The sequence below is a fragment of the Enterovibrio gelatinilyticus genome, from assembly GCF_028683095.1.
GTDB lineage: Bacteria > Pseudomonadota > Gammaproteobacteria > Enterobacterales > Vibrionaceae > Enterovibrio > Enterovibrio gelatinilyticus.
The window spans coordinates 1-24,948 of the sequence record NZ_JAJUBC010000045.1; the positions used below are offsets into that span (position 1 = coordinate 1).

At 46.6% G+C, this 24,948-nt stretch carries 26 protein-coding genes and 1 pseudogene; 20 read left to right on the plus strand and 7 right to left on the minus strand.

Translation table 11 applies throughout. The annotated features are described in order from the left end of the window. The 5 genes from LRP50_RS23985 to LRP50_RS24005 form a co-directional block, all read left to right on the plus strand. A partial coding sequence (locus tag LRP50_RS23985) for a calcium-binding protein (RefSeq protein WP_274166947.1) occupies positions 1-1,366 on the plus strand: 1,366 nt, incomplete at its 5' end. 222 nt (positions 1,367-1,588) lie between these two features. Then, positions 1,589-2,497, plus strand: a complete 909-nt coding sequence (locus LRP50_RS23990) for a siderophore ABC transporter substrate-binding protein (protein WP_274166948.1) — start codon at positions 1,589-1,591, stop codon at positions 2,495-2,497. A gap of 28 nt (positions 2,498-2,525) precedes the next feature. Further along, positions 2,526-3,461, plus strand: coding sequence for an iron chelate uptake ABC transporter permease subunit VctD (gene vctD, locus LRP50_RS23995; RefSeq protein ID WP_274166949.1), 936 nt, complete (start codon positions 2,526-2,528; stop codon positions 3,459-3,461). Continuing rightward, positions 3,454-4,404 (plus strand): iron chelate uptake ABC transporter family permease subunit, encoded by a 951-nt coding sequence (locus LRP50_RS24000; RefSeq protein WP_274166950.1) that lies wholly within the window; start codon positions 3,454-3,456, stop codon positions 4,402-4,404. The genes vctD and LRP50_RS24000 overlap by 8 nt, the downstream gene beginning before the upstream one ends. 6 nt (positions 4,405-4,410) lie before the next feature. Continuing rightward, complete coding sequence (locus tag LRP50_RS24005; RefSeq protein WP_274166951.1) at positions 4,411-5,166, plus strand: iron ABC transporter ATP-binding protein; 756 nt, start codon at positions 4,411-4,413, stop codon at positions 5,164-5,166. A gap of 168 nt (positions 5,167-5,334) precedes the next feature. On the opposite strand, the gene LRP50_RS24010 is transcribed toward LRP50_RS24005, so the two are convergent. The 3 genes from LRP50_RS24010 to LRP50_RS24020 form a co-directional block, all read right to left on the minus strand. After that, entirely contained in the window at positions 5,335-6,921 is a 1,587-nt protein-coding gene (locus LRP50_RS24010) for a BCCT family transporter (protein WP_274166952.1), read from the minus strand. 484 nt (positions 6,922-7,405) lie between these two features. Continuing rightward, a complete protein-coding gene (locus LRP50_RS24015; protein WP_274166953.1) occupies positions 7,406-7,789 on the minus strand; it encodes a DUF805 domain-containing protein in 384 nt (127 codons plus the stop codon). A gap of 305 nt (positions 7,790-8,094) precedes the next feature. Then, positions 8,095-8,484, minus strand: coding sequence for a DUF805 domain-containing protein (locus tag LRP50_RS24020; protein ID WP_274166954.1), 390 nt, complete (start codon positions 8,482-8,484; stop codon positions 8,095-8,097). 218 nt (positions 8,485-8,702) lie between these two features. Between LRP50_RS24020 and LRP50_RS24025 the strand changes: the two genes are divergently transcribed. The 5 genes from LRP50_RS24025 (at position 8,703) to LRP50_RS24045 (ending at position 12,174) form a co-directional block, all read left to right on the plus strand. Next, positions 8,703-9,620, plus strand: a complete 918-nt coding sequence (locus tag LRP50_RS24025; protein ID WP_274166955.1) for a DMT family transporter — start codon at positions 8,703-8,705, stop codon at positions 9,618-9,620. Positions 9,621-9,721: 101 nt separating this feature from the next. Then, entirely contained in the window at positions 9,722-10,135 is a 414-nt protein-coding gene (arfB, locus tag LRP50_RS24030; protein WP_274166956.1) for an alternative ribosome rescue aminoacyl-tRNA hydrolase ArfB, read from the plus strand. A 211-nt stretch (positions 10,136-10,346) separates the two neighbouring features. Beyond that, positions 10,347-10,775: an acyl-CoA thioesterase gene (locus LRP50_RS24035; protein WP_274166957.1), complete on the plus strand. Its 429-nt coding sequence runs from the start codon at positions 10,347-10,349 to the stop codon at positions 10,773-10,775. A gap of 54 nt (positions 10,776-10,829) precedes the next feature. Further along, complete coding sequence (locus LRP50_RS24040) at positions 10,830-11,411, plus strand: ABC transporter ATP-binding protein (RefSeq protein ID WP_274166958.1); 582 nt, start codon at positions 10,830-10,832, stop codon at positions 11,409-11,411. After that, the gene (locus LRP50_RS24045; RefSeq protein ID WP_274166959.1) at positions 11,404-12,174 is read left to right on the plus strand and encodes an ABC transporter permease; all 771 of its coding nucleotides are present in this window, start codon (positions 11,404-11,406) and stop codon (positions 12,172-12,174) included. Before LRP50_RS24040 ends, LRP50_RS24045 begins: the two co-directional genes overlap by 8 nt. Positions 12,175-12,279: 105 nt before the next feature. Here the strand turns inward: LRP50_RS24045 and LRP50_RS24050 are convergent, their stop codons facing one another. The 4 genes from LRP50_RS24050 to LRP50_RS24065 all read right to left on the minus strand — a co-directional run bounded on the left by LRP50_RS24050 (position 12,280) and on the right by LRP50_RS24065 (position 16,168). After that, positions 12,280-13,431 carry a Na/Pi symporter gene (locus tag LRP50_RS24050; protein ID WP_274166960.1) on the minus strand — a complete coding sequence of 384 codons (1,152 nt, stop codon included), beginning with the start codon at positions 13,429-13,431 and terminating at the stop codon, positions 12,280-12,282. 570 nt (positions 13,432-14,001) lie between these two features. Then, positions 14,002-14,739 (minus strand): amino acid ABC transporter ATP-binding protein, encoded by a 738-nt coding sequence (locus LRP50_RS24055; protein WP_274166961.1) that lies wholly within the window; start codon positions 14,737-14,739, stop codon positions 14,002-14,004. After that, entirely contained in the window at positions 14,736-15,410 is a 675-nt protein-coding gene (locus LRP50_RS24060) for an amino acid ABC transporter permease (protein WP_274166962.1), read from the minus strand. Before LRP50_RS24060 ends, LRP50_RS24055 begins: the two co-directional genes overlap by 4 nt. Beyond that, entirely contained in the window at positions 15,410-16,168 is a 759-nt protein-coding gene (locus LRP50_RS24065; RefSeq protein WP_274166963.1) for an amino acid ABC transporter substrate-binding protein, read from the minus strand. The genes LRP50_RS24060 and LRP50_RS24065 overlap by 1 nt, the downstream gene beginning before the upstream one ends. A gap of 514 nt (positions 16,169-16,682) precedes the next feature. Between LRP50_RS24065 and LRP50_RS24070 the strand changes: the two are divergent. The 10 genes and pseudogenes from LRP50_RS24070 to LRP50_RS24120 all read left to right on the plus strand — a co-directional run. Then, a pseudogene (locus LRP50_RS24070) lies at positions 16,683-17,735 on the plus strand (PTS fructose transporter subunit EIIC); the annotation flags it as partial. A 105-nt stretch (positions 17,736-17,840) separates the two neighbouring features. Beyond that, a complete protein-coding gene (locus tag LRP50_RS24075; protein ID WP_035024190.1) occupies positions 17,841-18,155 on the plus strand; it encodes a PTS fructose-like transporter subunit IIB in 315 nt (104 codons plus the stop codon). 121 nt (positions 18,156-18,276) lie between these two features. Further along, complete coding sequence (locus tag LRP50_RS24080; RefSeq protein WP_274166965.1) at positions 18,277-19,101, plus strand: AraC family transcriptional regulator; 825 nt, start codon at positions 18,277-18,279, stop codon at positions 19,099-19,101. A 405-nt stretch (positions 19,102-19,506) separates the two neighbouring features. Next, the gene (locus LRP50_RS24085; RefSeq protein ID WP_274166966.1) at positions 19,507-19,866 is read left to right on the plus strand and encodes a YciI family protein; all 360 of its coding nucleotides are present in this window, start codon (positions 19,507-19,509) and stop codon (positions 19,864-19,866) included. A gap of 3 nt (positions 19,867-19,869) precedes the next feature. Beyond that, entirely contained in the window at positions 19,870-21,135 is a 1,266-nt protein-coding gene (locus LRP50_RS24090; protein ID WP_274166967.1) for an RNA polymerase sigma factor, read from the plus strand. A gap of 532 nt (positions 21,136-21,667) precedes the next feature. Continuing rightward, complete coding sequence (locus tag LRP50_RS24095) at positions 21,668-22,084, plus strand: hypothetical protein (RefSeq protein WP_274166968.1); 417 nt, start codon at positions 21,668-21,670, stop codon at positions 22,082-22,084. Between the two features lie 400 nt (positions 22,085-22,484). Beyond that, on the plus strand, positions 22,485-22,946 hold the full coding sequence (locus LRP50_RS24100) for a hypothetical protein (RefSeq protein ID WP_274166969.1): 462 nt from the start codon (positions 22,485-22,487) through the stop codon (positions 22,944-22,946). A gap of 649 nt (positions 22,947-23,595) precedes the next feature. Next, positions 23,596-24,003: a GNAT family N-acetyltransferase gene (locus tag LRP50_RS24110; protein ID WP_274166970.1), complete on the plus strand. Its 408-nt coding sequence runs from the start codon at positions 23,596-23,598 to the stop codon at positions 24,001-24,003. Between the two features lie 157 nt (positions 24,004-24,160). Further along, positions 24,161-24,460, plus strand: coding sequence for a hypothetical protein (locus tag LRP50_RS24115; RefSeq protein ID WP_274166971.1), 300 nt, complete (start codon positions 24,161-24,163; stop codon positions 24,458-24,460). 148 nt (positions 24,461-24,608) lie between these two features. Then, positions 24,609-24,845, plus strand: a complete 237-nt coding sequence (locus tag LRP50_RS24120) for a hypothetical protein (protein ID WP_274166972.1) — start codon at positions 24,609-24,611, stop codon at positions 24,843-24,845. Positions 24,846-24,948 lie beyond the last annotated feature (103 nt).

A 24,948-nucleotide genomic window follows, 5' to 3' on the forward strand; every position in this document is an offset into this window, starting at 1 on the left:
CAACGACTACCTCCATGGTGGTAACGATAACGATGCCCTGTATGGCGAAGACGGTAACGACACCTTAGTTGGCGGTCATGGTAATGATCACCTTGATGGAGGTAACCATGACGACAAACTTTACGGCGAATGGGGCAATGACCGTTTACAAGGCGGTAACGGCAACGATGCGCTGTATGGTCAAGATGGCTATGACACCTTAGTCGGCGGTCACGGAAACGATCACCTCGACGGCGGTGAGCATGACGATAAGCTCTACGGACAATGGGGCAATGACCGTCTCGAAGGCGGCAATGGGCATGACTCACTCTATGGTGAAGATGGTTATGACCTGCTCATAGGTGGCTATGGTGGTGATCTGCTCGATGGCGGTAATCACAACGATGTCCTTTACGGTGAGGGCGGTGCCGATACGCTTTATGGTGGCAACGGTGACGATAAACTCTATGGTCAAGACGCCAGCGATAAGCTGTATGGTCAGGAAGGCAACGATACCCTATATGGCGGATATGGTGCTGACTACCTAGATGGTGGAAACGGTAACGACTATCTTCGTGGTGAGGGCAATCAGGACACCGTTCGCGGTGGCGCTGGCGATGACCGAATCTATGGAGATAACGAAACTGACCACCTATATGGTGACGCTGGTAATGACCACATAGAAGGCGGTAACGACAACGACTTCCTCTGGGGCGGTGATGACGCGGATTATCTCAATGGTAATCACGGCGATGATCACTTGTATGGTGACGCTGGTGCGGACACGCTTGTCGGCGACCGTGGTGCCGACAAACTATGGGGTGGTGACGGCGGCGATAAGCTTTATGGCGGCGTCGGCGCAGACCAACTCTTTGGTGGTGGCGGTAATGACTATCTTGATGGTGGCGACAGTGACGATTACCTTCGCGGAGAGGGAAACAAAGACACCATTCTCGGTGGTAACGGCAATGACACACTGATTGGTGACAATGAAAACGACAGTCTCCACGGTGGTAATGGTCATGATTACCTTTCAGGTGGTAACGACGATGACTGGCTGTATGGTGATGCGCACAACGACACCATTTATGGTGACAACGGTTGCGACTTCATTAATGGCGGTAGCGGAAATGACAGATTAATTGGTGGTAAACACCATGATACTTTCTATTTCGATGCTCACTCAGGTAGTGATGTGATTGCTGACTTCAATAAACACCAAGATACGATTCAGATTGATGATTCACTGGCGTGGAAGTTTAATCAGATTTCTTACTGGGCAGACGGCGCAAATACCGTGTTATCCATCAAGAATGGAACTGCGTACGTGACACTTGAGAATTACTCCATCAATAATGTGAGTGCAGACATGTTCGAGTTCACCTAATCAAAGACGTTATAATTCACTGAATTAAATCAAAAAACCCGCCCTTTGGTGGGTTTTGTTTTTTTCTTAATTGAATCAAACCTCTTGCCCACTCGCAAAATTTTCCATCTAAATCAAATAGACAATCATCGATTACGCTTAACAGGTTGAATCCCCCTCCTCTCGAATGTATATTGCGAATGATTTTGAGAAACATTCTCATTATATTAATAGGGAGTTAACATGAAAACCTTGTTCAAAGCGATGGTGCTTTCCATTTTTGCTTCATTTTCTGCACATGCACACAACATCACCATTGATCACTTGATGGGACAAACCCAAATCGACGGGACGCCAGAGAAAGTCGTCGTTATCGGTTTAGGCTCGCTTGATGCCGTTAACGCATTAGGTATCGACCCTGTTGCCGTTTCGAAAGTCTCTCAAACCCCTAACTATCTCGATAAATATAAAAGCAATAAGTACGCGAATGCGGGTAGCCTTTTCGAACCCAACTTCGAAGAGATCTACATGCAAGAGCCTGACCTAATCATCGTCGGCCCTCGCAGCTCCACCAGCTACGAAGAACTATCGAAAATCGCCCCTGTCGTTGTTTTCGCGAATAACCAAGCAGAAGGCTACTGGGAAGGCACGAAAGAACAATGGCGCAACCTTGGCAAGATCTTCAGCAAAGAGGACTTGGTAGAACAAAAAATCGCATCGCTTGAAAAAGAGTTCAACGCCATTCGCCAACATAACAGCGCCAGCAACAGTGATGCGCTGACTGTGATGAGTTCAGGCGGCAACATCACTGCCTTTGGCCCGGAGTCACGCTTCTCTGTCATCTACAAAGATTTTGGCTTCAAAGAAACCGTTAAAGACATCAAAACCGCGACCCACGGCGATTCCATTTCTTTCGAATTCATCCGTGAAGCCAACCCAAAAACGCTGCTGATCATTGACCGCGACACCCTGATCAATCCTGCGGACAGCACAACACGCGAAGACTTCGACAACGATTTGGTGAAAAGTACGCAAGCCTACAAGACAGGCAAAATGACCTATCTAGATCTGAACGCTTGGTACTTGTCCATGTCAGGTATTACGGCGACAGAGCAGATGGTTTCAGACATCAAAAACAGCGTAACGCTTTAATACTTGCTTCCGGAGAGCAGAGGTTATCTTGTTCAAGTTATTGCTTCCTCTGGGCTTATTAAGCCTATTTTCCCTGTTTGTGGGCGTCAGCCCACTTTCACCTGCGAGTTTGCTTGCAGGTGATCCTGAGGCGCTAAACCTCTTTTTCACCAGCCGTCTTCCCCGCCTCTTTGCCATTTTGCTCGCAGGTGCAGGGCTCAGTATTGCTGGCCTTATTATGCAGCAGATCAGCCAGAATCGATTTGCCGCTCCGTCTACCACGGGCACCATTGAATGTGCGATGCTGGGCTATGTGCTGAGTTTGGTTTTCTTCGGCAACGGCAATCAGCTTTGGCTTATTTTCGGTGTGTCAGTGCTCGGCACCCTGTTGTTCGTTACCCTTATCCAACGCATTCAATTTCGTAACGCCGTGTTCGTACCGCTGATCGGCATCATTTACGGCAGCATCATTGATGCGGGGGCAACCTTTGTTGCCTATAAGTATGACGCGGTACAAATGCTCAGCGCGTGGGCCATTGCCAACTTTGCCACCATTTTACGCGGCGATTTCGAACTGCTTTACATTGCCATTCCTATCGCGATTTTCAGTTACCTCTATGCCACACGCATCTCTGCCGTTGGCATGGGCAAAGACTTCGCCACTGGGCTAGGTTTACGTTATCAGCATGTGGTGTTAATTGGTGTGATGCTGGTTTCCATCATGTCCGCCAGTGTGGTGATGATCGTCGGCACCCTGCCCTTCCTCGGCCTTCTGGTGCCCAACGTGGTCAGCTTGTATTACGGCGACAACTTAAGGAAAAACATTCCTCATACCGCTGCCCTTGGTGCCGCGTTGGTATTGATCTGCGACATTGCTAGCCGCATGATTATCTTCCCCTATGAAATTCCCGTATCCATGCTCGTGAGTATTATTGGTGGCCTTGCCTTCATTGTGCTTATTTTGAAGGGGCAAAAGCATGTCTGATTCCAAGAAGATTGGACTGATGCTGATCACCGCGCTTGTATTCTCGGCGCTGTTTATTGGTATCGGACTCACGGCCAATAACTATGAGTACTTCCTGTCTCGCCGCGTGCCAAAAGTGCTTGCCATGGTGCTTGCAGGCATTGCGGTCGCGCAGTCGTCACTGGTTTTTCAGACCCTCACGCACAACCGTATTCTGACACCTAGCATCATGGGGTTTGATGCGCTTTACCTTCTTACGCAAACCCTGATCGTCGCCATCTTTGGTGGTTTCAGTGCCTATGTGTTGAACGCGTATTTAAACTTTGCCATCTCTGTCGGCGCAATGGTGATCTTCTCCGTGCTGCTATTTGGTTTCTACTTCGCCAAAGAAGGTCGAAACTTGATTGTGCTTCTATTGGTGGGATTGATTCTCGGTCAGGTATTTGGCAACGCCGCGTCGTTCATCACCATGTTGATGGACCCGAACGAATTTGCTGCCGTGCAGGCGAACATGTTCGCGAGCTTCAACAACGTAAAGGTGGAACTTGTTTACCTTTGCTTGCCGGTGTTGGCGGTGATCAGCTTCACCTTGTTCCGCATGCACCGCACGCTGGATGTGTTCTGGCTTGACCGAGATAATGCGATCAGTTTGGGCATTGATGTTCAACGCGTCACCCAACGTGCGCTGATGCTCTCCGCCGTGCTCATCGCTGTATCCACCGCGTTGATTGGCCCTGTGATGTTCTTTGGCCTGCTCGTCACCAACCTCGCCAGAGAACTTTTCAACACTTTCCAACACCGCGTATTGCTGATTGGCTGCGCCTTATTGTCTGTGTGTACCCTTCTGGCAGGGCAATGGATCGTAGAGAACTTGTTCTCCTTTGATACCACCCTGAGTGTGGTGGTGAATTTCGCGGGCGGCTTGTATTTCCTTTGGATGTTACTCAAGAACAAGATTGTATAAAGCATCATGATTATTCTAGATAAAATCAGCAAAGCCTTTGGTCAACAACGCGTTGTTAGCGATGCAACAACCGATTTTGAAAAAGGCAAAGTCACCGCAGTGATCGGCCCTAATGGCGCAGGGAAAAGCACCCTGCTTTCCATGGCAACACGCCTTGTTTCGCCAGATAGCGGTACGGTTGTGATTGACGGGAAAGCCATTTCAGATTGGAACACCGCAGAGTTGGCAAAGTCTCTGGCCGTGCTGCGCCAGGCGAACAGCATGACCATGCGTTTCACCATTCGCGAACTCGTGGCATTTGGCCGCTTCCCTTATTCAAAAGGCAACCTGACCGCTGCGGATAACGAAGCTATTGATCAGGCGATTCACTACCTTGATTTGGCCGCACTCCAACATCGCTACTTGGATGAACTCAGCGGTGGTCAACGCCAACTTGCCTTCATCGCCATGGTGATCGCGCAAGACACGGACTATGTCTTCTTGGATGAGCCACTGAATAACCTTGATATTCGCCACTCGCTCTCCATCATGAAAACCGTTCAGCGCCTCGCGCATGAAATGGGTAAAGCCGTCATTGTGGTGATCCACGATATCAACTTCGCGGCGTGTTATGCCGACCATATCATTGCGATGAAGAAGGGCTGCATTGTTGCCAATGCCACGGTGAATGATGTGATTCAAGCTGACGTGTTGGAAGACATTTACGACACGCCGTTTAACATCGTTGAAGCCAATGGTAAGCGCATGTGCTTATATTACTGAGCCCGTGTATTACTGAGCCCTTAGGTTATTTACTCCTGAGCCCACTACTACTGTGTACATAAAAACAAAAACCCGCCAATTGGCGGGTTTCGTTTATCTGCTTACTTTTGCTCTATGACTTTAAGTGCATTGACCACTACGCGCACTAAACACTAAGCAAATCTGACATTACGCAAACTGCTTTCTGCGTAGCTCTCGTGACAGACCCAAATACAAGCTGACACACATGACTAACAAGAACACCGCAAACGGCAAGCCTGTTGAAATGGTCGCCGCTTGAAGTGCGCCCAAACCGCCACCCATCAAGAGTGCGATAGCCGCAAGACCTTCAATGGTACACCAGAAGATACGCTGAGAAACGGGCGCATCAATCTTACCGCCCGCCGTAATGGTATCGATAACCAGCGAACCAGAATCCGACGATGTCACGAAGAAAATGATCGTCAGTACCATACCGAAGAAGCTGATCACGCCAGTGAACGGCAGCGCTTCAAACATCTTGTAAATGGAAAGCTCAGGCTGCCAGTTTCCGTTGGTGATCAAGTTCACCACGCCGTTGTAACCGCCATCCATTTGATCCAGTGCAGTGGTACCAAACGTCGTCATCCAAACGATACAAACGATGGTTGGTGCAATCAGTACCGCCAAAATAAATTCACGAACAGTACGACCACGAGAAACGCGAGCGATGAACATACCTACGAATGGAGACCATGATACCCACCACGCCCAATAGAACGTCGTCCAACCGTGGTAGAAGCCCGAATCTTCGCGTCCTACCCAGTTAGAAAGAGCAGGTAACCAGCTAAGGTAATCCACGGTGTTTGACACCACACCGCTGAAGATAAGTGCCGTTGGGCCAACGGCAATCACGAACACCATCAACATGCCCGCCATCACCATGTTGATTTCACTCAGACGCTTTACACCACCGTCCATGCCGCGATAAACCGACACAAGTGCTGCCAAGGTGATCACCAAAATCAAGATTGATTTGGTTTCAATGCCTGCATCAATACCAAACAGGTAGTTAAGACCTGCTGCAATTTGATTTGCACCTATACCCAGCGATGTTGCCAAGCCAAACAGGGTGGCCAATACCGCCATGATATCAATGACGTGACCCCAGACACCCCACACACGATCACCCAATAGCGGGTAGAACGCAGAACGCAGTGTCAGAGGTAGGTTTTTGTTGTAGTGGAAAAAGGCTAACGCCAAACCCACAACCGCATAGACAGCCCACGCATGGAAACCCCAGTGGAAAATCGATGCAGCCGTACCGATGCTACGTGCTTCCGCAGAACCGGTTTCCAAGCCCAGAGGTGGGTTTAGCGTGTGGTTCATTGGCTCTAGCACGCCATAGAACATCAAGCCAATACCTACACCCGCAGAGAACAGCATGGCAAACCATGCAGGGTACGAGTAATCAGGTGTTGCTTCATCACCACCTAAGCGGATTTTGCCGACAGGCAAGAACGCCAGTACTAAACAGAAGATTAAAAAGATGTTGGCGGAAATGACAAAGAACCAGTCAAACGACTGTGTGATTGCAGGGCGTAGCCACCCAAAGAACTCCGCAGCTTGTTCTTGAAAAATCAACACACCCAACACAAACACCACCACCATGATGGCGGAAATTGGGAAAACAGGGTTATGGAAATCAAGCCCTAATACGTTGACGTTATCTTGACCGATTTGATAATCGGTATTGTATTGATCGTCGTTATTTACTTCCGATGTAGATTCACTCACAGCATTGCCTCCTTTTACTGCTCAACAACGCGACACGATAGAGCAGCAATAGCAACGCCCTTTCTCACTCTACGAAGAGTGAGAAAGGGCATTCATTCATTATTTTATTGTGTACGCTGTTCAATGATGACGAATCGGCCAAGAGAAGTCTGAGAAAATCCCTTTTCATCCCAATTAATGAGCAATCAGTGAGAGAAAAAATGTAATCGCAATCAAACATCTCAAAGACAAGACGTCGAGAGAAACTTCGAGAAAACATAGAAGGAAAATGTACGCCAATAAGTAGAAGGACAGATTCAGTGGCGTAGAGAGAAATACTTATAAATTATAAGTGCTTATTTCAACGTTTAAGGTACAGCTCCCCGTAAAACGGGTAACAAACAGTACAGGCCACGATATGGCGATATTTTCCCTCCAAAATTGAAAACGCGCTCAGTCGGCGCGTTTATGGTGTTAGAGCAATTGCTTTTAAAAGGGCTTGGTTTCAAAGACTATGACTGAAGATCCCTCTTGGATCGCTTCCAAATCGATTGTGCCCTTTCGTCCCCCGTAGCAACAACAACACGATGAAAATCAGCGTACCTATAAAAGGAATGATGGTGATCAACATCCACCAGCCAGATTTATCGATATCGTGTAGACGCCGTATCGTAACGCCAAGTGAAGGCAATAGTGTGATCCCCCACCAAAGCAAAGAGGCGTTCAACTCCATGATATTGAAGTTATCAACACCTACCGAGGCAACATCGAGCCACAAACACAGCAACAAAATAAGGTTTTGAGTCAGGAGGAAACCAAAATATTCCTTTCTCCTTGCCCGTCCATAAAAAGTTGCATACTTCAAAAAACCAAGAAAAAACCACTTCATCTTGTTCTACCTACAGCTTATGTTTGCGGTCAGAATTCGATTAGCACGCTAACAAAGTGCAGAAGCTGAAATAGGGACTGAACACTCAAAAACACCAGCTTAATATGCGCTCAACTCTGATTTATCGCTATCGAGACGCAGTCTCACTCGTGGAAATTCATACAGTTGCATTCTCATTCTCGGACACAAGAAAATTTGAGACACCGCGCATGATCCACCATGACTGCCTCGGAGCAATTCCCCAAAAAAAACCAGCTCGAAAGCTGGTCGTTACGGCACATATTTCTTGTACTTTTAACGGGAGATCACCCAGAAAATGTGCTGCTCTTTGATTGTTCACCCCGAGGGTCAGGGCCAAATCGATTACTGCCTTTGGTACCTTCAAATGCCTGCATGATAAGAAGCACAATGACACCGAATGGCACAATACTTAGGAACGCCCACCAGCCAACTTTGTCGGTATCATGTAGCCTGCGAACAGTCACAGCTAAAGTAGGCACCAAGACAGCGACCGCATAAACCATTCCAAGCGTACCAATACCCGCTTCAGCGTTGTATGAACCAACCAACTGATCGACATACCCCAGTACAAACGACACCACAATATTTACCAGAATAAATGTCCAGTATTCCTTTCTTCGAGCACGCCCTTTGAATACGGCATATTTCTTTAACACACCAATATAGTCATTCATGATTCTCTCCCTACCCAACGCTTGCTGTGTAACAACACAAAATACCAAACACAAAACTTCAAGCGAGTAATGTATCAAATCTCACGAATATTAGGAGCATGACATATCCGTTTATATTCGATCGCCCCATTTCTTTTTGATGAAGATGCAGGTTGCGTAGTCGAAGGTAAAATGAGTAACTAGTGGCACATTTACCACGCAAGGATTGCGACCATTCAATGACGACTCTCAATCAGAAGATGACATGGATACCCGTGGTATTGGCAATCATTGCGACCATGAGCTGGGCAGGCAATATTACGCTAGCAAAAATGGTTAATGAATCCATACCACCCATCGGTCTCGCATTCTGGCGTTGGACGGTGGCTTCTATCGTACTTGCACCCTTTGTGCTGCGCCCCATGATCAAACAATGGCGTCTATTTAAAGACAACATCAGACTGGTTCTGTTGTTAGCCTTGTTCGGCGTGGCTGGCTACAACACCTTGGTGTATGTCGCGCTAAAAAACACGCTTTCCACTAACGTCGTGATTTTGCAATCCGCTTCGCCGCTCATGATTTTGCTGGTGCAGTTTTTCTTACTTAAACAAACCACGACACTGCGCCAAGCGCTCGCTATCGGGATATCCGCCATCGGTGTGCTACTTATTATCACCAAAGGCAAGCTCATCACTGACTTTACCTTTGGCAACAGTGAGCTGATCGCATTGTTCGCCATTCTCGTCTGGGCGACGTATTCCGTATTTGTACAACGCCTTCCTGACGATCTCAAAGGACTGCCTATATTGGGCTATACCGTGTTTATCGGCACTGCCATGCTGTTACCCGTTTATATTGCAGAGTCTGTGTTTGTTGAAACCATGCCGCTATCATTTGAAAGCATCGCGATTTCCCTTTACACGGGTATTTTTGCCTCCGGCCTTGCATTCTTTTGTTGGAATGCTGCATTGCAACGTATGGGAGCGGCTAAAACAGGGCAATTCATGCATTTGATCCCCGTATTTGGTTTGATTTTTTCCATGCTATTGCTGGGAGAGCGCCTCGAGAATTATCACTACATCGGCATCACATTTATTGTCGTCGGTTTGATCGTGGCAAACCTTGCTTCACGAAAACAACGTCTTCAGTCAACCTAGTCAGTTAATCTGGCAAGCCAGCGGTGATGAAAACGGATTTGAGTCACCTAGTCACATTCCGTTATAGTGACGCCCAGTAGCAATAAGGGCGCTTTAATAACATGTTAACCATTTCCCAAACCGTTTCTCTTTCAGACGATGAAATTGAGATTTCTTATATCCGCGCACAAGGCGCAGGTGGTCAGAACGTCAATAAGGTCTCGTCTGCCGTTCATCTGCGATTTGATATTCAGGCGTCATCGCTGCCAGATTTTTACAAAGAAAGATTGCTCGCACTCAAAGACAGTCGCATCACAAAAGATGGCGTGATTGTGATTAAAGGGCAGCAATTTCGCACCCAAGAAAAAAATCGTGATGATGCGCTATCTCGCCTGCAAGAAATGATAAAAAGCGTCGGTGTCGTTCAAAAAGCGAGAAGAGCCACCAAGCCAACAAAGGCATCACAAAGACGTCGAGTTGACGGGAAAACCTTGCGCGGAAAAACCAAATCGATGAGAGGCAAAGTACAGATGTAACCCGTTGTAGCCAATCCACATTGATTTTGCCTCGCTGGGTGTTTCTCGTTTCGCTATCGCGCCCAACCACACCCTTCGCCCCCACTCCGACAGTTCCCCATGCTCTTTCCACTGGTCTGATGTCACACATTCCCTGCGGGTTTTGCTGAGTTACTTGTCACCACCTCCTCTCTAGTGTTGAATCAAAATGAATCAACAAGAGGAATATCACGTGTCTCAGACTCCCTTCAAGGACTACCCGCTCTCACAAACACAAGCCATTGTTTGGAATGATATGGATGCACTCCAACACATCAACAACACGGTCTATTTTCGCTACTTTGAAGATGTGCGCGTTGTGATGCTCGAAGAGTTAAAAGTGTTTGAACACGTGAAAAGCCACAACGTCGGCCCTGTTGTGGCATCAACACGCTGTGACTACCGCGCCCCGCTCGTTTATCCAGACACCATCACTACGGTGTCATGGGTCGAAAACGTTCAGGAAAAGCGCTACACCATGAAATATGAAATCCACAGCCATAATCAACAACGCTGCGTGGCAGAAGGCGAAGCACTGATCGTTTACTGTGATTTCAAAACGGGAAAAAGCTGCGCCATCCCAGAAAACACAGCCTCCCAGCTTCAACGCTATGTGAAATGAACCGTGACCACATCATTCCTGTCCCTCACGTCACTCAGATCTGATTTCAGTTCAATGAGCCTATCGCCATTGTCCATTGATTTGGCTATGGGAGAACACCTCACGCTCAGTGGCCCGTCAGGGTGTGGAAAAACAAGTCTGCTAAAAGTATTGGCAGGTTTGCAACCCGCACAAAGCGGCGAGATCCAATGGCAACAACAACGAGTCACCGGTAACAATCTCATGTGGTGGCGCAAGCAATGCTGCTATTTACCGCAAGAACCTATATTAGGCGCAGAGACTATTTCAGGAGTGTTGCGCCTACCTTGGGCACTTAAGGCGGAATCAACGCCTCAACCCAACGACGAACGCTGCTGTTCAGTGTTGTGCGATTTAGGGCTCGCCCACCACTTAGACACTGACGTCAGAACTCTTTCGGGCGGAGAAAAACAACGGCTAGCTATCGCACGCGCAATGCTGCTCGCACGCCCTATTTGGTTGCTCGATGAACCAACATCCGCGCTCGACCCTAAAAGCCGCGACAACGTCATCACGTTATTGTCCCAACTCTCCGTGATCATGGTGTCTATCTCACATGATCCTGTGTGGGCAGCATCAGCGGATCAAACCTATGACATGGGGATTCAAGATGAGTGAAGCATTAGTTATCGGCAATGGCGCATTGGCCGCTTTCTACCTGATGTTTCTCATCCCACTGCTGTTGTTCCAACGTTGGCAATTGGGGTTAAGCAAGTCACTTATCTTCTCTGTTACCCGAATGACACTGCAACTGGCCGTGGTGGGTTTATATCTACAAACCTTGTTCGATTTTGCCAATATCTTTCTCAATACAATCTGGCTACTTGTGATGATTTTGGTCGCCAGTTGGACAGTGTGTCGACAAGCTGGCGCGAAACCCAAAAGCCTACTGTTACCCGTATTGTCAGGCCAAGCCATCGCACTGGTTTGTGTCTTGCCCGTCATGATCATTGGTGTGATTCAAGCAGAACCGTGGTGGCAGGCGCAGTATTTAATTCCTGTGGCTGGAATGCTGCTCGGAAATGCCCTGTCCGCCAATGTGCTGGCGCTAGATCGCTTCCATGCCAGCTTAAAGCAACGCCATGATGAATTTCAGTTTTACTTGTCATTAGGGTCTCCCCATCCAAGCAAACCTTTTATGAAGGAAGCGTTTACCGCTGCACTACGTCCACCACTGGCCGCCATGAGCACGCTGGGTATTGTAAGCTTACCCGGTATGATGACAGGCCAAATTCTCGGGGGGACAACCCCATTGTTGGCGGTGAAATATCAACTGGTGATCATGGTCGCGATTTTTCTTACCGTGACCCTCTCGGTCGCTACGACACTGACTTTAGCCAGCCATCGTGCTTTCGATCAATATGGCCGCTTAAAGATGTAGATTTCTCGCTAACGGCTCCATGATAAAAAGCACGTAAACAAAAAAGCCCTGACCAATCCGGTCAGGGCTTTTCACTGAATCTCTTTTCTTTCGTGTTGTCGTGAATTACGACACTGACAGTACGAAACCCGGCAACAAAACGAATACCGTGCCCAAGTAACCCACAACAGCAAGTTTGGATTTCACCGCATAGTCAGCAAGCAATTCCGCACACTTAATCGGTAGCTCACGTAGAAACGGCAGACCATACACAACCAAAATACCCAGCACGTTAAACGTGAGGTGTACCAATGCAATTTGAAGTGCAAAGATGGCGTTGCCACCCGTTACGGCTGTCGCTGCCAGCAACGCAGTAATACATGTACCGATGTTTGCACCAAGGGTGAACGGGTAAACCTGACGGATGCTCAGAACGTTCGTTCCAACCAAAGGAACCACCAAGCTCGTTGTTGTCGAAGACGACTGCACTAGGATAGTCACCAGCGTGCCTGATGCGATGCCGTGGATTGGACCACGACCGATTGCGCCATTCAGCACTTCGCGTGCCTTACCCACCATCAGCTTTTTCATCAGCTTACCCATAACGGTAATCGCAACGATGACCAAGAAAATCCCGAAAAGAACCAGTGCGACACCACCCAAGTTACCAGGAAGCGCTTCAAACACAGATTTAGCGCCGTTCACAACAGGTTTGGTGATTGGTTTGATGAAGTTGAAGCTCTTCATGCTGAGGTTGTCAGCTTGCATGAGCGGAGAAACCAACCATGCAGAGATTTTCTGAAGGAAGCCAGTCATCACTTCCAAAGGAAGGAAAATGAGAACAGCAATCAAATTGAAGAAGTCATGCACGGTGGCACAAGTGAAGGCGCGACGAAATTCGTCTTTACAGCGTGCGTGGCCCAAACTCACCAATGTGTTGGTGACCGTTGTACCCACGTTCGCACCCATGACCATAGGGATAGCCAGTTCAACAGGCAAGCCGCCTGCAACCAAACCAACGATAATTGATGTCACGGTGCTAGAAGATTGAATAAGTGCAGTGCCGATAATACCAATCATCAAACCCGCAACTGGGTTTGTGGCAAACTCGAACAACTCTTTTGCTTGCTCGCCCGCAGCCCACTTAAAGCCGCTACCGATCATTGAAACAGATAAAAGCAACAGATACAGCATGCCGATCAAAGCTGTCCATTGCAGAGCGCGTTTTCCTGGAGCGTTAGACTGAGGTCTTGGGAGTGCTTCAGTTTGGATGCTCATAACTCACTTCCTAATATGTAAGTAATTTGTCGGTTCGCAGGCATCCTATGAATGTATTGTGACAGTAATATTACCAACAAATTTCATTTGACGATTTTTTGAAGCTTTTGTGACTAATTCATGACCCTCAAGCAATTAATTTGATGCGGAACACAAAAAAGTCTTATCGTAAAAATCCCTATAAAATAGCCAGTTACGAGCAAAAAGAGCAGCCATAAAAAAAGCCCGAATCAACGGGCTTAACGAAGTATTATTTTTTGATTATTTTTGTGACAAAGCCACATATAAAGCGATGTATACCCAAACAACCTGAAGATGCAGGATTCAGCGAGTTTTACTGGCGTTATGATCAAGGCGTCCCTTTGCTGATGTAGCGATCTCCATTAAAAAGGGATAACACCGAGCATGGCGTCAGTAAACTCGCCCGAAGGGAGGCCCTCAGTGCGTCCACTTCATCGTTAAATTCCTGTGAGATAGAATGACTATTTCTACAAGAATTTGCCTTGAATTAAACGCACTGATGGCCTCTGAAATCGAACATCTTCAGGTTGTTTGGGTATAGAAGGTTACTCAGTAACCCATTGCGCGAGACACAAACGCGCGAGTACGATCATGCTGAGGATTGTCAAAAATCTGAGATGGCGGACCTTGTTCAACGATCACACCACCCTCCATAAAAATCACTTTGTCAGCAACATCTCGAGCGAACTGCATTTCGTGTGTCACGACCACCATGGTCTGTTTTTGTTCAGCAAGTTGCTTCATAACCGCCAAGACTTCGTCAACCCACTCAGGATCAAGCGCAGAGGTTGGCTCATCAAATAAAATGACATCGCCTTTACAAGCCATGGCTCGTGCAATGCCAACCCGCTGTTGTTGTCCGCCAGAAAGCTGTGCCGGGTATTTGTGAAGGTGCTCAGCCATACCTACGTTTTCCAGAAGTTGCTTTGCGGTTTCCTCTGCTTTCGCTTTCGGCTCTTTCCATACCGTGACTAACGACTCCGCGACATTCGCCAGCGCAGTTTTGTTGGCAAACAAGGCGTAACTTTGAAACACGAAGCTACTTTGTTTACGAAGCCGCTGAATATCCGCTTTGCTAGCGCTCTCAGCGGCTACACGAGCCTCACCAATTTGAATCTCACCCGTTGTTGGCGTTTCCAAATAATTAAGGCAACGTAGCAAGGTTGATTTCCCTGTACCTGACGGCCCAATGATGGCGACAATTTCACCTTGATGTACTTCAAGATCTATCTGCTTAAGTACTTCAACATCACCAAAGCGTTTACTCAAACGTGTCACATTAATCATCGCGCATACGCCTTATTCAACCTGACTTCCAACAACGACTGAATCTGAGTGAAGAAAATCACCACCACCCAGTAGATAAGAGCCACCGCTAAAAACGCTTCAAAGAACTTAAAGCTTGATGACGCTTCCATCTGCGCCTTTGCCATGATTTCAGCCACGCCGAGCGTAAACGCAAGCGAAGTGCTTTTTATCATGTCGATGAAATAGTTCATCAATGAAGGCGTAGCGACGCGAGCAGCTTGAGGCAAAATGATACGTCTCATCGCTTGAAGCTCGGTCATGCCGATACTCAAGCTCGCTTCCATTTGGTTTTTATCAATACCAACAATCGCCGCACGAATACTCTCAGCCATATACGCAGAGAAGTGGAGCGAAATACCAATAACGGCGGCAGTAAATGCATCCATGCCGATAAATATCGGGAAGACCTGCGGCAGACCGTAATAAAGCAGGAATAGCTGTACTAGCAGAGGCGTACCTCTAAAGAAAGAGATGTATACCACTACAAACGCATTCAATACGTTTACTCTGAACACCCTTACCAATGCCAAGCACACTGATAACACCAGAGCAATCGCAAAGCCAATCAATGACATCTCTAACGTTATTCCCAGATACTTCACCAGTATCGGGAACAACGCCAGCATGTAGTCAAAATCGAAACTGTTCATTATTGCGTGATGTCAGAATCAAACCACTTTTCAGAAATCGCAGTCAGGGTGCCGTCTGCTTTCATTTCTGTCAGGGCTTGATCGACTTTTGCTTTAATAGCCAGCTTCTCAGGGGTATTCAAAAACGGCATCGCGTTTTGAATCGTCTCAAACGGTTCGCCAGCTAGTGCCAATGGTAGGCCTGATTTTTTAATGAGCTGTGCAGAAGAAACGCGGTCCATGATGAAGGCATCAGTACGTCCTAGTGCGACATCTTGTTCGAAGCCTGAATCATACGTAATGATGTTGATTTCGTTGTTCTTGTCGTAGTTACGCAACAGCTGTTCAAAGTTGCTTCCCAAGTTAACCGCCACTTTTTTGCCTTTCAGATCGTCGATGCTTTCAATGTCATCGCGGCCTTTTCGGATCACCACTTGCGCACCATCCACCACATAAGGCACTGAGAACGCGTATTTTGCTTTGCGGACGTCGGTCATGGTGATTTGGTTACTGATGGTATCAATGTGGCCAGCTTCTAGCATGCCAAACAAGCCAGAGAAGCTAGAGGTGACAAACTCAACATCGTAATCAGCACGTTGGCCAATTTCATTCCAGACATCGACTTCAAAGCCCTGCAGTTTGTCCAGCTTAACGAAAGTGAACGGGAAATAGCGGCCTGACATACCGACTTTGATTTCATCTTGAGCAAGCGAAGCAGTTGACGTGAAGCTGGCAGCCAAAGCAAGGGTGGCTACTAAAAGGTTTTTCATCGAAGGCATTATGATTACTCCATTATTCTGATGCCGCCAATGTAACCTAAGTGTAATTGAGTCATAAATAACGAAACGTTCTATTTAATACTCTATCAATAAAGCATTTATCAAACTTATAAATCGCATTCGTATAATTGAACAGTGTTTTTGACTAAATATTCACCATTATTATGCAACAATCACACCTTAGTGATTGATGCCAGACACTATGTCTCCCTATTCCGCCCTCTCGATGAAGAATGTTTTGCTTCACTTTCATGGTTGCCTATTCACTGCGCATGATAGCAAAGCGTCCTACTTTCAATGCAAAAACACACACTTCATTCACAAGCCATTCTGTTAATAAGATCACTAAAATCAATGATATGTGACTGCCTTCTCAGTCAAATCATCATGCAACATTTATCCAGTAAAGGGCTTATTTGTCCAATATCTTAAGCCCCAGACCGAGCGCATAATCAGCCCATCTCAATACAAACCCAAAATTACAAACCCCAAATTACAAACAAAGGTCTGAACCATGAAAACAAACATAGCCGAGTTAAAGCGTCACCTACTCACCGGCACCAGCCACATGTTGCCATTCGTTGTTGCAGGTGGTGTTCTACTTGCTCTTTCGGTAATGCTAGGCGGCAAAGGTGCCGTTCCTGAAGGTGTATTCCTTGAAGGCATTTGGGACATGGGTATCGCAGGTTTCACCCTGTTCGTACCTGTTCTTGGCGGTTACATCGCTTACTCAATCGCAGACCGTCCAGCACTTGCTCCAGGTATGATTGGTGCTTACCTTGCTAACCAAGTACAAGCGGGTTTCCTCGGCGCAATCATCGTCGGTTTCATCGCCGGTTACGTTGTCCTGCAACTGAAGCGCATTCCTCTTTCTAACAAGCTTAAAGCGCTGTCTACTTACTTCATCATTCCAATCGGCGGTACGTTCATCGTATCTGCACTGGTTGTTTGGGTAATCGGTCAACCTATCGCTGGCTTCATGGCATTCATGAACGAAGGTCTGCAATCAATGGCTGGCGCTTCTAAAGCAGTGCTTGGCGCGGTTCTTGGTGGTATGACTGCATTCGATATGGGCGGTCCTATCAACAAAGTAGCAACCCTATTCGCACAAACTCAAGTCGGCACTCAACCTTGGTTGATGGGCGGCGTTGGTGTGGCAATCTGTGTGCCACCACTAGGTATGGCTCTAGCAACTTTCCTTGCTCCTAAGAAATACTCACCTGAAGAAAAAGAAGCAGGTAAAGCTGCAGCAATCATGGGTTGTATCGGTATCACTGAAGGTGCTATTCCATTCGCAGCAAATGACCCAGCACGCGTTATCCCAGCTATCGTTGCAGGCGGTATCGTCGGTAACGTTGTGGCCTTCATGGCAGGCGTTCTTAACCACGCACCTTGGGGTGGCCTGATTGTTCTGCCGGTTGTTGAAGGTCGCATGATGTATGTCATCGCCGTCATCGCTGGTGCCGCAACCACAGCCCTTGTTGTGAACGCATTGAAGAAACCTGTCGCAGAACGCGAAGAAGAAACAGCAGCGAAAACAGAAGAACTAGAACTGTCTTTCGACTAACAAGCGCTGCAAAAACAACATGAATTATCGGAGCGACAACCCCAACTCACGTTGTCGCTCCACACTGAACTTAAAAATTATAAAAGTGTATAAGAGAGATTTACTATGAAACTTATTGGCGTAACTTCTTGCCCGTCTGGCGTTGCTCACACATACATGGCTGCTGAAGCTCTAGAAACCGCTGCAAAAGCAAAAGGCTGGGACGTTAAAATTGAAACTCAAGGCGCAATCGGCATTGAAACCGAGCTGACTGCTGCAGACGTTGAAAGTGCAGATGTTGTGGTTCTGACCAAAGACATCGCTATCAAAAACGAAGAGCGCTTCAACGGTAAAAAGATTGTTCGTGTGACTGTGACTCAGGCAGCTAAACAAGCACCTGAAATCATCGCAAAACTTGAGAGCATGCTAGCTCAAGCATAATTTCGACATCACCGCGGTATACCCTTACCGCGGTTTTTGACTTTCCTGCACCGTAAAGCATAACCCTTTTCCAACGCCTTATTCCGCTTTACGCCCTCGTAGTTTGCTCAAAGGCATCCACATGCACAATATTGCTGAATCCCTCACCGACTTTACTGGCAAACTCATTGCCATTTGCAGCAACGAAAACACGCCGCCGGAAGGCGCATACCAAGTTAACTTTAACCGTTTAGAGATCATTCTTGATGGTGAGTACGACCTATTCGTGGATGCAAAAGAAGGCAGCGATAAGCTCACGCTAACACAGGGTGACATGGTGTACATCCCTTCCAATGCGTGGAGTAAACCTACGTGGGATAAACCCTGCAAAATGATTTCAGTGCTATTTGGCAAGCATCAAGTCGGATTCAGCTTTGTGCAATACACCCCTGATGGCGGATTTATTGATGTTCAAAAGCACGCGCTCGCTTTGCCCTCTTCCATGGCGCTTGGACACGTACTCGACGCCCTCAATTGCATGAGTGATAAAAGCCGCTCAAACGTGATGGGAGAGCACCTCGCCAATGCGCTGATTCAGTACTGCCTCGAACTACTTGGAAACCCCGTACAAAGCAAAATCAGCCGTAGTGAGAAGCTCTACCGCAGCATGTGTATTTACGTGCAAGAGAACTTCCACAAAGACATCACCCGCGTGACCGTCGCCAGCCGATTTGGGGTGTCATCCGCCCACGTTTCTCGTCTATTCAACCAAGAAGGTTCCGTGAAGTACGCCGATTACGTAACCTATGTTCGCCTCGACCGCGCCAAATTCATGCTAAAGAAATACAACTTCAAGTTAGAAGAAATCGCTCACCGTTGCGGCTTCAAAGACACCAATTACTTTTGCCGGGTATTTAAAAACAAGACGGGTAAAACGCCGAGTGAGTATCGATTGGGGGCGGTATAGTGGCTTTGAGGATAATACTAAGCTCATATCTCTCCAAGCCAGATAGTGATACCCAGATAGTGATACCCAAACAACCTGAGAATGCAGGATTGGGCGAGCTATACTGATAAGGGATGAATAAGCCTTTGTCATTGTGTTTCACTAGGTCTAAAAATCAGCCAACATCAAAAGCGTATCGCTTATTGCTAACCACTCCCAGTTACTTACCGCTATTAAGTCCAGACACAACCTACTGAAATTGACTAGATTATGGTTTCCTTAATCCGTATGTCCCGGTAGGGTTAGAGTGGAAATACTGAAAGATACTTACTCAGCAAAAAACATAGATTTATTTCTGAACATGTCGAAAATTAGGGAATGGGAACGTCCTTGTAACGTAACCATCAAAAATGAAAGGAGTTCAAAATGAAATATATGCTGTTGTTGTATGCTGCACCGGACAAAGAGCCTGTCTATGGCACCCCTGAGTTTGATGAAATGATGACCGCGTTTGCTGCGACCAGCGAAGCCTATAAAAACGACGGTGTTCTTGTGGGTGGAGAAGGATTGCAGGGTATTGAAGCCGCCACTTCACTCCGCATCAAATCCGGTAAGGTGGAAACCATGGATGGTCCCTTTGCAGAAACGCGTGAGCATCTGGGTGGCTATTATATTATCGATGTAGCGGATCTAGATACCGCCTTGAAATATGCCGAAATGATACCTATCGCCCACTTCGGCACCATCGAGGTGCGCCCATTGTTGGACTACGATCAAGAGCACTGACAGATGAAGAATGCCGTTCCCAAAGCTATCGCGGTCAGCCACATCATTGATGAGGTGCTTCGCCGCGATCGGGGGCGGATTTTGTCTGGGCTAATTTCCAGATTTGGCGACTTCCAAATGGGCGAAGATGCGTTGCAGGAAGCATCTGTTGCCGCTCTCAAACATTGGGGTCGAGTAGGTATTCCTCACGATCCCGTCGCGTGGCTAATGAAGGTGGGATTGAACAAAGGGATCGACCAAATCCGTTCAGCTCAACGCGAAGCGATAAGAGCAAACGACTTAGCGATCAGCACACCAAATCATGTCTATGACGACATTCCGGAAACAATCCCAGATGAACGCCTGCGTTTAATTTTCACCTGTTGCCACCCCGCACTTGAGGAAAAGTCCCGAATTGCACTGACTCTGCGCACAGTGTGTCATTTAACAACCCGAGAGATCGCATCAGCCTTCCTCGATAATGAACAAACCATGGGACAACGCCTGTCCAGAGCAAAAAAGAAAATCAGATCCAAAGGCATCAGTTTCTCTGTACCGGAATCAGACGGCTGGACAGAGAGACTAGGAACCGTTCTTTCTACGATATATCTGATTTTTACCACTGGCTATGTGAGAGAAGACACCGGACCACGAGATCTATGCGAAGAAGGTATTTTCTTGATGCGCCTTTTACGCAAGCTTTGCCCTAATGAACCTGAAATAGAAGGTGCGCTTGCGTTGATGCTTTTGACTGATGCAAGGCGAGTCGCAAGAATCGACGGTGACGGTGCTATCGTGCCTATAGAAAAACAGAACGAAGAGATTTGGCAGAATGACATGGTTGCGGAAGGGAGAAGCATCCTTGAAGACGCAATCGGACGCATGCAACCAGGTCCCTTCCAAATCAAAGCAGCCATCGCAGACTGCCACATGTTGCGACCCAAACCTGATTGGCCGCAGATGTCCTTACTCTACAGGGCGCTTTGGGTATTCGAACCAACCCCTGTCGTCGCTCTGAACTGGTCTGTGGTCATAGCCGAAACAGGACACTATGAACTCGCGTTGCAAAAACTTGATGAATTGCAAAGTAAACTCAAAAACTACCAACCTTGGTACGCCGCTCGCGGTCATATCCTAGCAAAACTTGGCGAATTCTCAGGCGCTCGCAACGCTTACATACAAGCTATTCATACCGCACCAAGCGATGCGTCACGCAAATTGCTGGAACGCAAATTAGATATATTAAATCTGTCCAACCAACCAAAGTGTCACAGCCAGCGTAGCGAATGATCTCAAACGATTCATCCCTTGCTGTGCCTACATTTAGCGAATTCGAAACGACTGAATGCTTGGCGACACGGGCTAATTTAAATTCAAATCAAAATTGGTTTGTGCATAAGCCACCTTTGAAAACGCTACTACTGATTCCAAATCATCAATGTTCAAATCACCAATGTGAGTGGTGAACTACCACCACTATTTTTCGGATGAATCGCAATAGCTGGCTCCCCGAGGTTGAGGTTAAAGACGGCTATCCTTCACAGATCTAGGTGTCTAACCTGGTATTTTAGTCTGTGTTTTTAAGCTGGGTATCTAGGCTTCGTGTCTAAAGCAATTTTCTAATGCATTGATACCCAAATACATTGCCGAACAATGACGACGGTTGATAAATACATGTTGCAGTAGTACTCTTCATTTAGGTTAGTTGGAAGCCTACCTCGCCAAAGCAATCGTACCAACGCATAAACCAGAGTTAATCAGCATTTCACTCACATATCATCCCACAACCAATAGCGAGCAGGTTGTATACAAGGAGGACGATATGCGTCATCAAAACAATCCCGATCTTCAATTGTGGCTTCGCGAAGCCAAGTTTCTACAAAAAGCCGCTCAATCTGATTCACTGACACAATCTCTGCCCGTGCTTAGGCGCTTGCTTGAATCTAAGATATTCACCAATATCACGTTACCAGAACTCAAGCGCCACTCCGCCACTATTCAACGTAAGCATCTACTTCATATGTTGGCAGCCGAGAACGGACAAAGCTGTTGGGCGGACTTTAAGAAAACCATTTCAACGGCTCCGAAAGGTACACTTCTCCCCTATAGCACCGAACGGCTAGATGCTGGTTATTTGGTTCAGTGGTTCTCTTCCGTTTCGGAGGCACAACGCTATACCGAGCAACACAGTGGAAAAGTGGTGAAGGTGGGAAGTCAGGCAGCCGTAGTGCCAGAATAATAGAAAACTTAGTTTAAACGGGGGCAAGAGCCTCCGTTTATTTGAATGAGATTTAAATCGGTTTGCCTCTTTAGGGCCTAGAGTAGAAACTCATCAAAATTCCGCGCCACTGAATTTCCAATGCCTCAGCTAATGACCGATAGCGTGCCTGTAGTGTTTTAAGTACTGGTTAAATACTCAGCCCTGATGGTGACGGTGCATAATCTTCAATTACACCGATTTGTCACTATTTAACAAGGTGACTTTTGGAATTCGGATCTTAGTTTTATAAAACAGAATGTTACGTTAGATAGTAGAATAGCAGTTTGTTGTTATTGGACTAAATAGTGTGTTTAAACACACCATTTTTGGGTCTAATACACTCCTATGCAATTCATTGACCACATAAATAAGGATATTTATGACTAAGCCAAATGTAGAAGAAATTTCTCTTTTAAATCGGTACTTTGCAGTTGAAAGTAATAATGAATTCTGGTCATTGTCAGAAACTGAGTTGACTCAAGATGAGATGCAAAGGCTTTTAACAGTTTCCTTTTCCTCGCTTTATCATTGGTCGGAAATAGGAACAAAGGAGAATGTTGAACTTGCAAATTTAGCGGTAGCAAGAGCGTTATGCATAAATGATTCTCCACTAAGTGTTCAATTTGCTCAAATGGCATTCACCTATTTTGACGGGCATGGTGCGGACTGGATCCAAGCTTTTACAAATGCGGTGTTAAGCCATGCATTGTTCATAGTAGGAGATGAAACTCAATCGACAGAGTTCTATGAAAAAGCTATCAGTTATCAGCTAAAATTGTCTGATGGGGACAAAAAGGTTTTTGATTCAACTTTCAAAACCATTCCTGACCCAAGGGCTTGAGCACAATCGCATAACAAATAAGAATAAGAATAAGTGTCGCGCAGCCGACACTTTATTTGGGTGTTGGACAAGCCCGTTGCTTCTTTATTAAGTCAATTGCTCGGGTGAGCGCCGGATAGATGGATGCTCGGCACTGATTAACAGGCGAGCGGCACCATGAAGTTATTAGACATTCCATAACTTCAATGGGTTACGCCACTGTGTGTCTATTCTTCCACGCTTTCTCCTTCGATTAAATCGCCGCCATTCTCCTTATTCTGTTCGCCTTTCGGCTACCTCGGTCGAGTGACGTCCACTAAGACCATGAGTCGTTCCCGCACGTTGGACAACATCGCGTCACGGGAATGTTTAGCCGTGGTCATAACGTTAAGGGAGCGACCGAGTTTAGTGAGCGTAAGGTCAGCCCCATCGAGTGAGGATTGGGTCGCAAGTATCAGAGACTGAAGCCGTTTTTATGAATAGTGGGACACTGATTTTGTAGAGTATCTTGTAGAATTTGAATATCGCGCATCGTTCATTCCTTTTGTTGGAATGTGGTTTTTGGCGAAATTCATTAGATCAAAAGGGCCGATGCGCGTCCTTCTCATTGTTTAGAAAAGAGATTTTGAGGGGATTCGCTAGAACGCGGCGTTATGTAGCTAGAGGAAATATGGAAGTCACAGTAGTTATTAGCAAAGAAATTCAAGAATCTGAAGTGATAGCACTCTACGAGGCAAATGGGTGGTCATCAGCAAAAGTTCCAGAAAAGCTGATACCAGCGCTTCTCAACTCAGATACTTTAGTCACCGCACGTAGAAACGGAAAACTAGTTGGTTTAGGAAACGCGATTTCTGATGGACACCTTGTCGTCTACTACCCGCACATGCTTGTTGACCCTGAGCATCAGGGCATAGGCATTGGCCGTCAAATGATGGAGGTCATGCACTCCAAATACAGTGGCTTTCATCAGCAAATGCTCACAGCAGATGGTGACGCTGTTGAATTCTACAAATCCGTTGGTTTCGAAAGGGCAGGGAAAACTGAACCAATGTGGGTGTACGCTGGCAACGATCACTAGCTAAATACCGCTACATAACAAAACAATGAACGGGACATTTACTCGTGGCGCAATTTTTCATAGAAACGTAGTGATTCAGTCGTTTCAATCAGTTTGGGCTAGTAAATGCCCGTTATCGTGACGTTATGCTCTAAGGGATTGAATGAAGCAACGCGGAATGAAATTAGTAGCATTTTTCCTTTCTATCATTCAGGTGTTTTTGTCTTTTCTTCTTCACAATGACTTGATTGAAATTGAAATACTGCAGTGGCTGATATCAATATTCTATATTCCATTGTATTTAGTGCTTCTATGTTTTGGGGGTGTATTCGAGAGTTTACTGGGAGTCGGACTATTGAAAAGCGGGATGATTTTCCCATATCTTGAAAATGAGTTATGGCTGGCAGGTGTTCCAATAATGTATCCGGTTAACTTTTTCCTATTAAAGTTGGCCGGTAGGTTTCAATTGCGAGCATAACAAAGCCATCAAAGATCGCCCCCTTCGGGGGCTAGACTCGCAAAAATCGTTCGCCCTTTATGGCGGTCGTTAGCGCTTAGTGAGTCTTCTTCAAAGTACATATGACTTTTTTTAACCCGTTTGATGTGTACATATAAAGGAGAGAAGTATGGTTACGTTGCAATTTTTACAATCAGAGGATGTTGTAACTTATATTGACGTAAATTCAGCTACATATGATGAAGAACTGAACCAACTACAGGCTCAAGGATTCAAATTGTCTGGAGAGCCAATCACAGCTAAGGAAATCAGTGACTGCATGAGTAAGCACAAGAGCAGGCATGAAGATAAAATGAGAGAATATGCTGCCCTGTCGGTTGTCTTAGCGATATTTGGCATTACTTAATGCGCTCAAACACAGCGCTAACAAATAAGAATAAGTGTCGCGCAGCCGACACTTTATTCGGGTGTTGAACAAGCCCGACGCCTCTTTATTTAGTATATTGCTT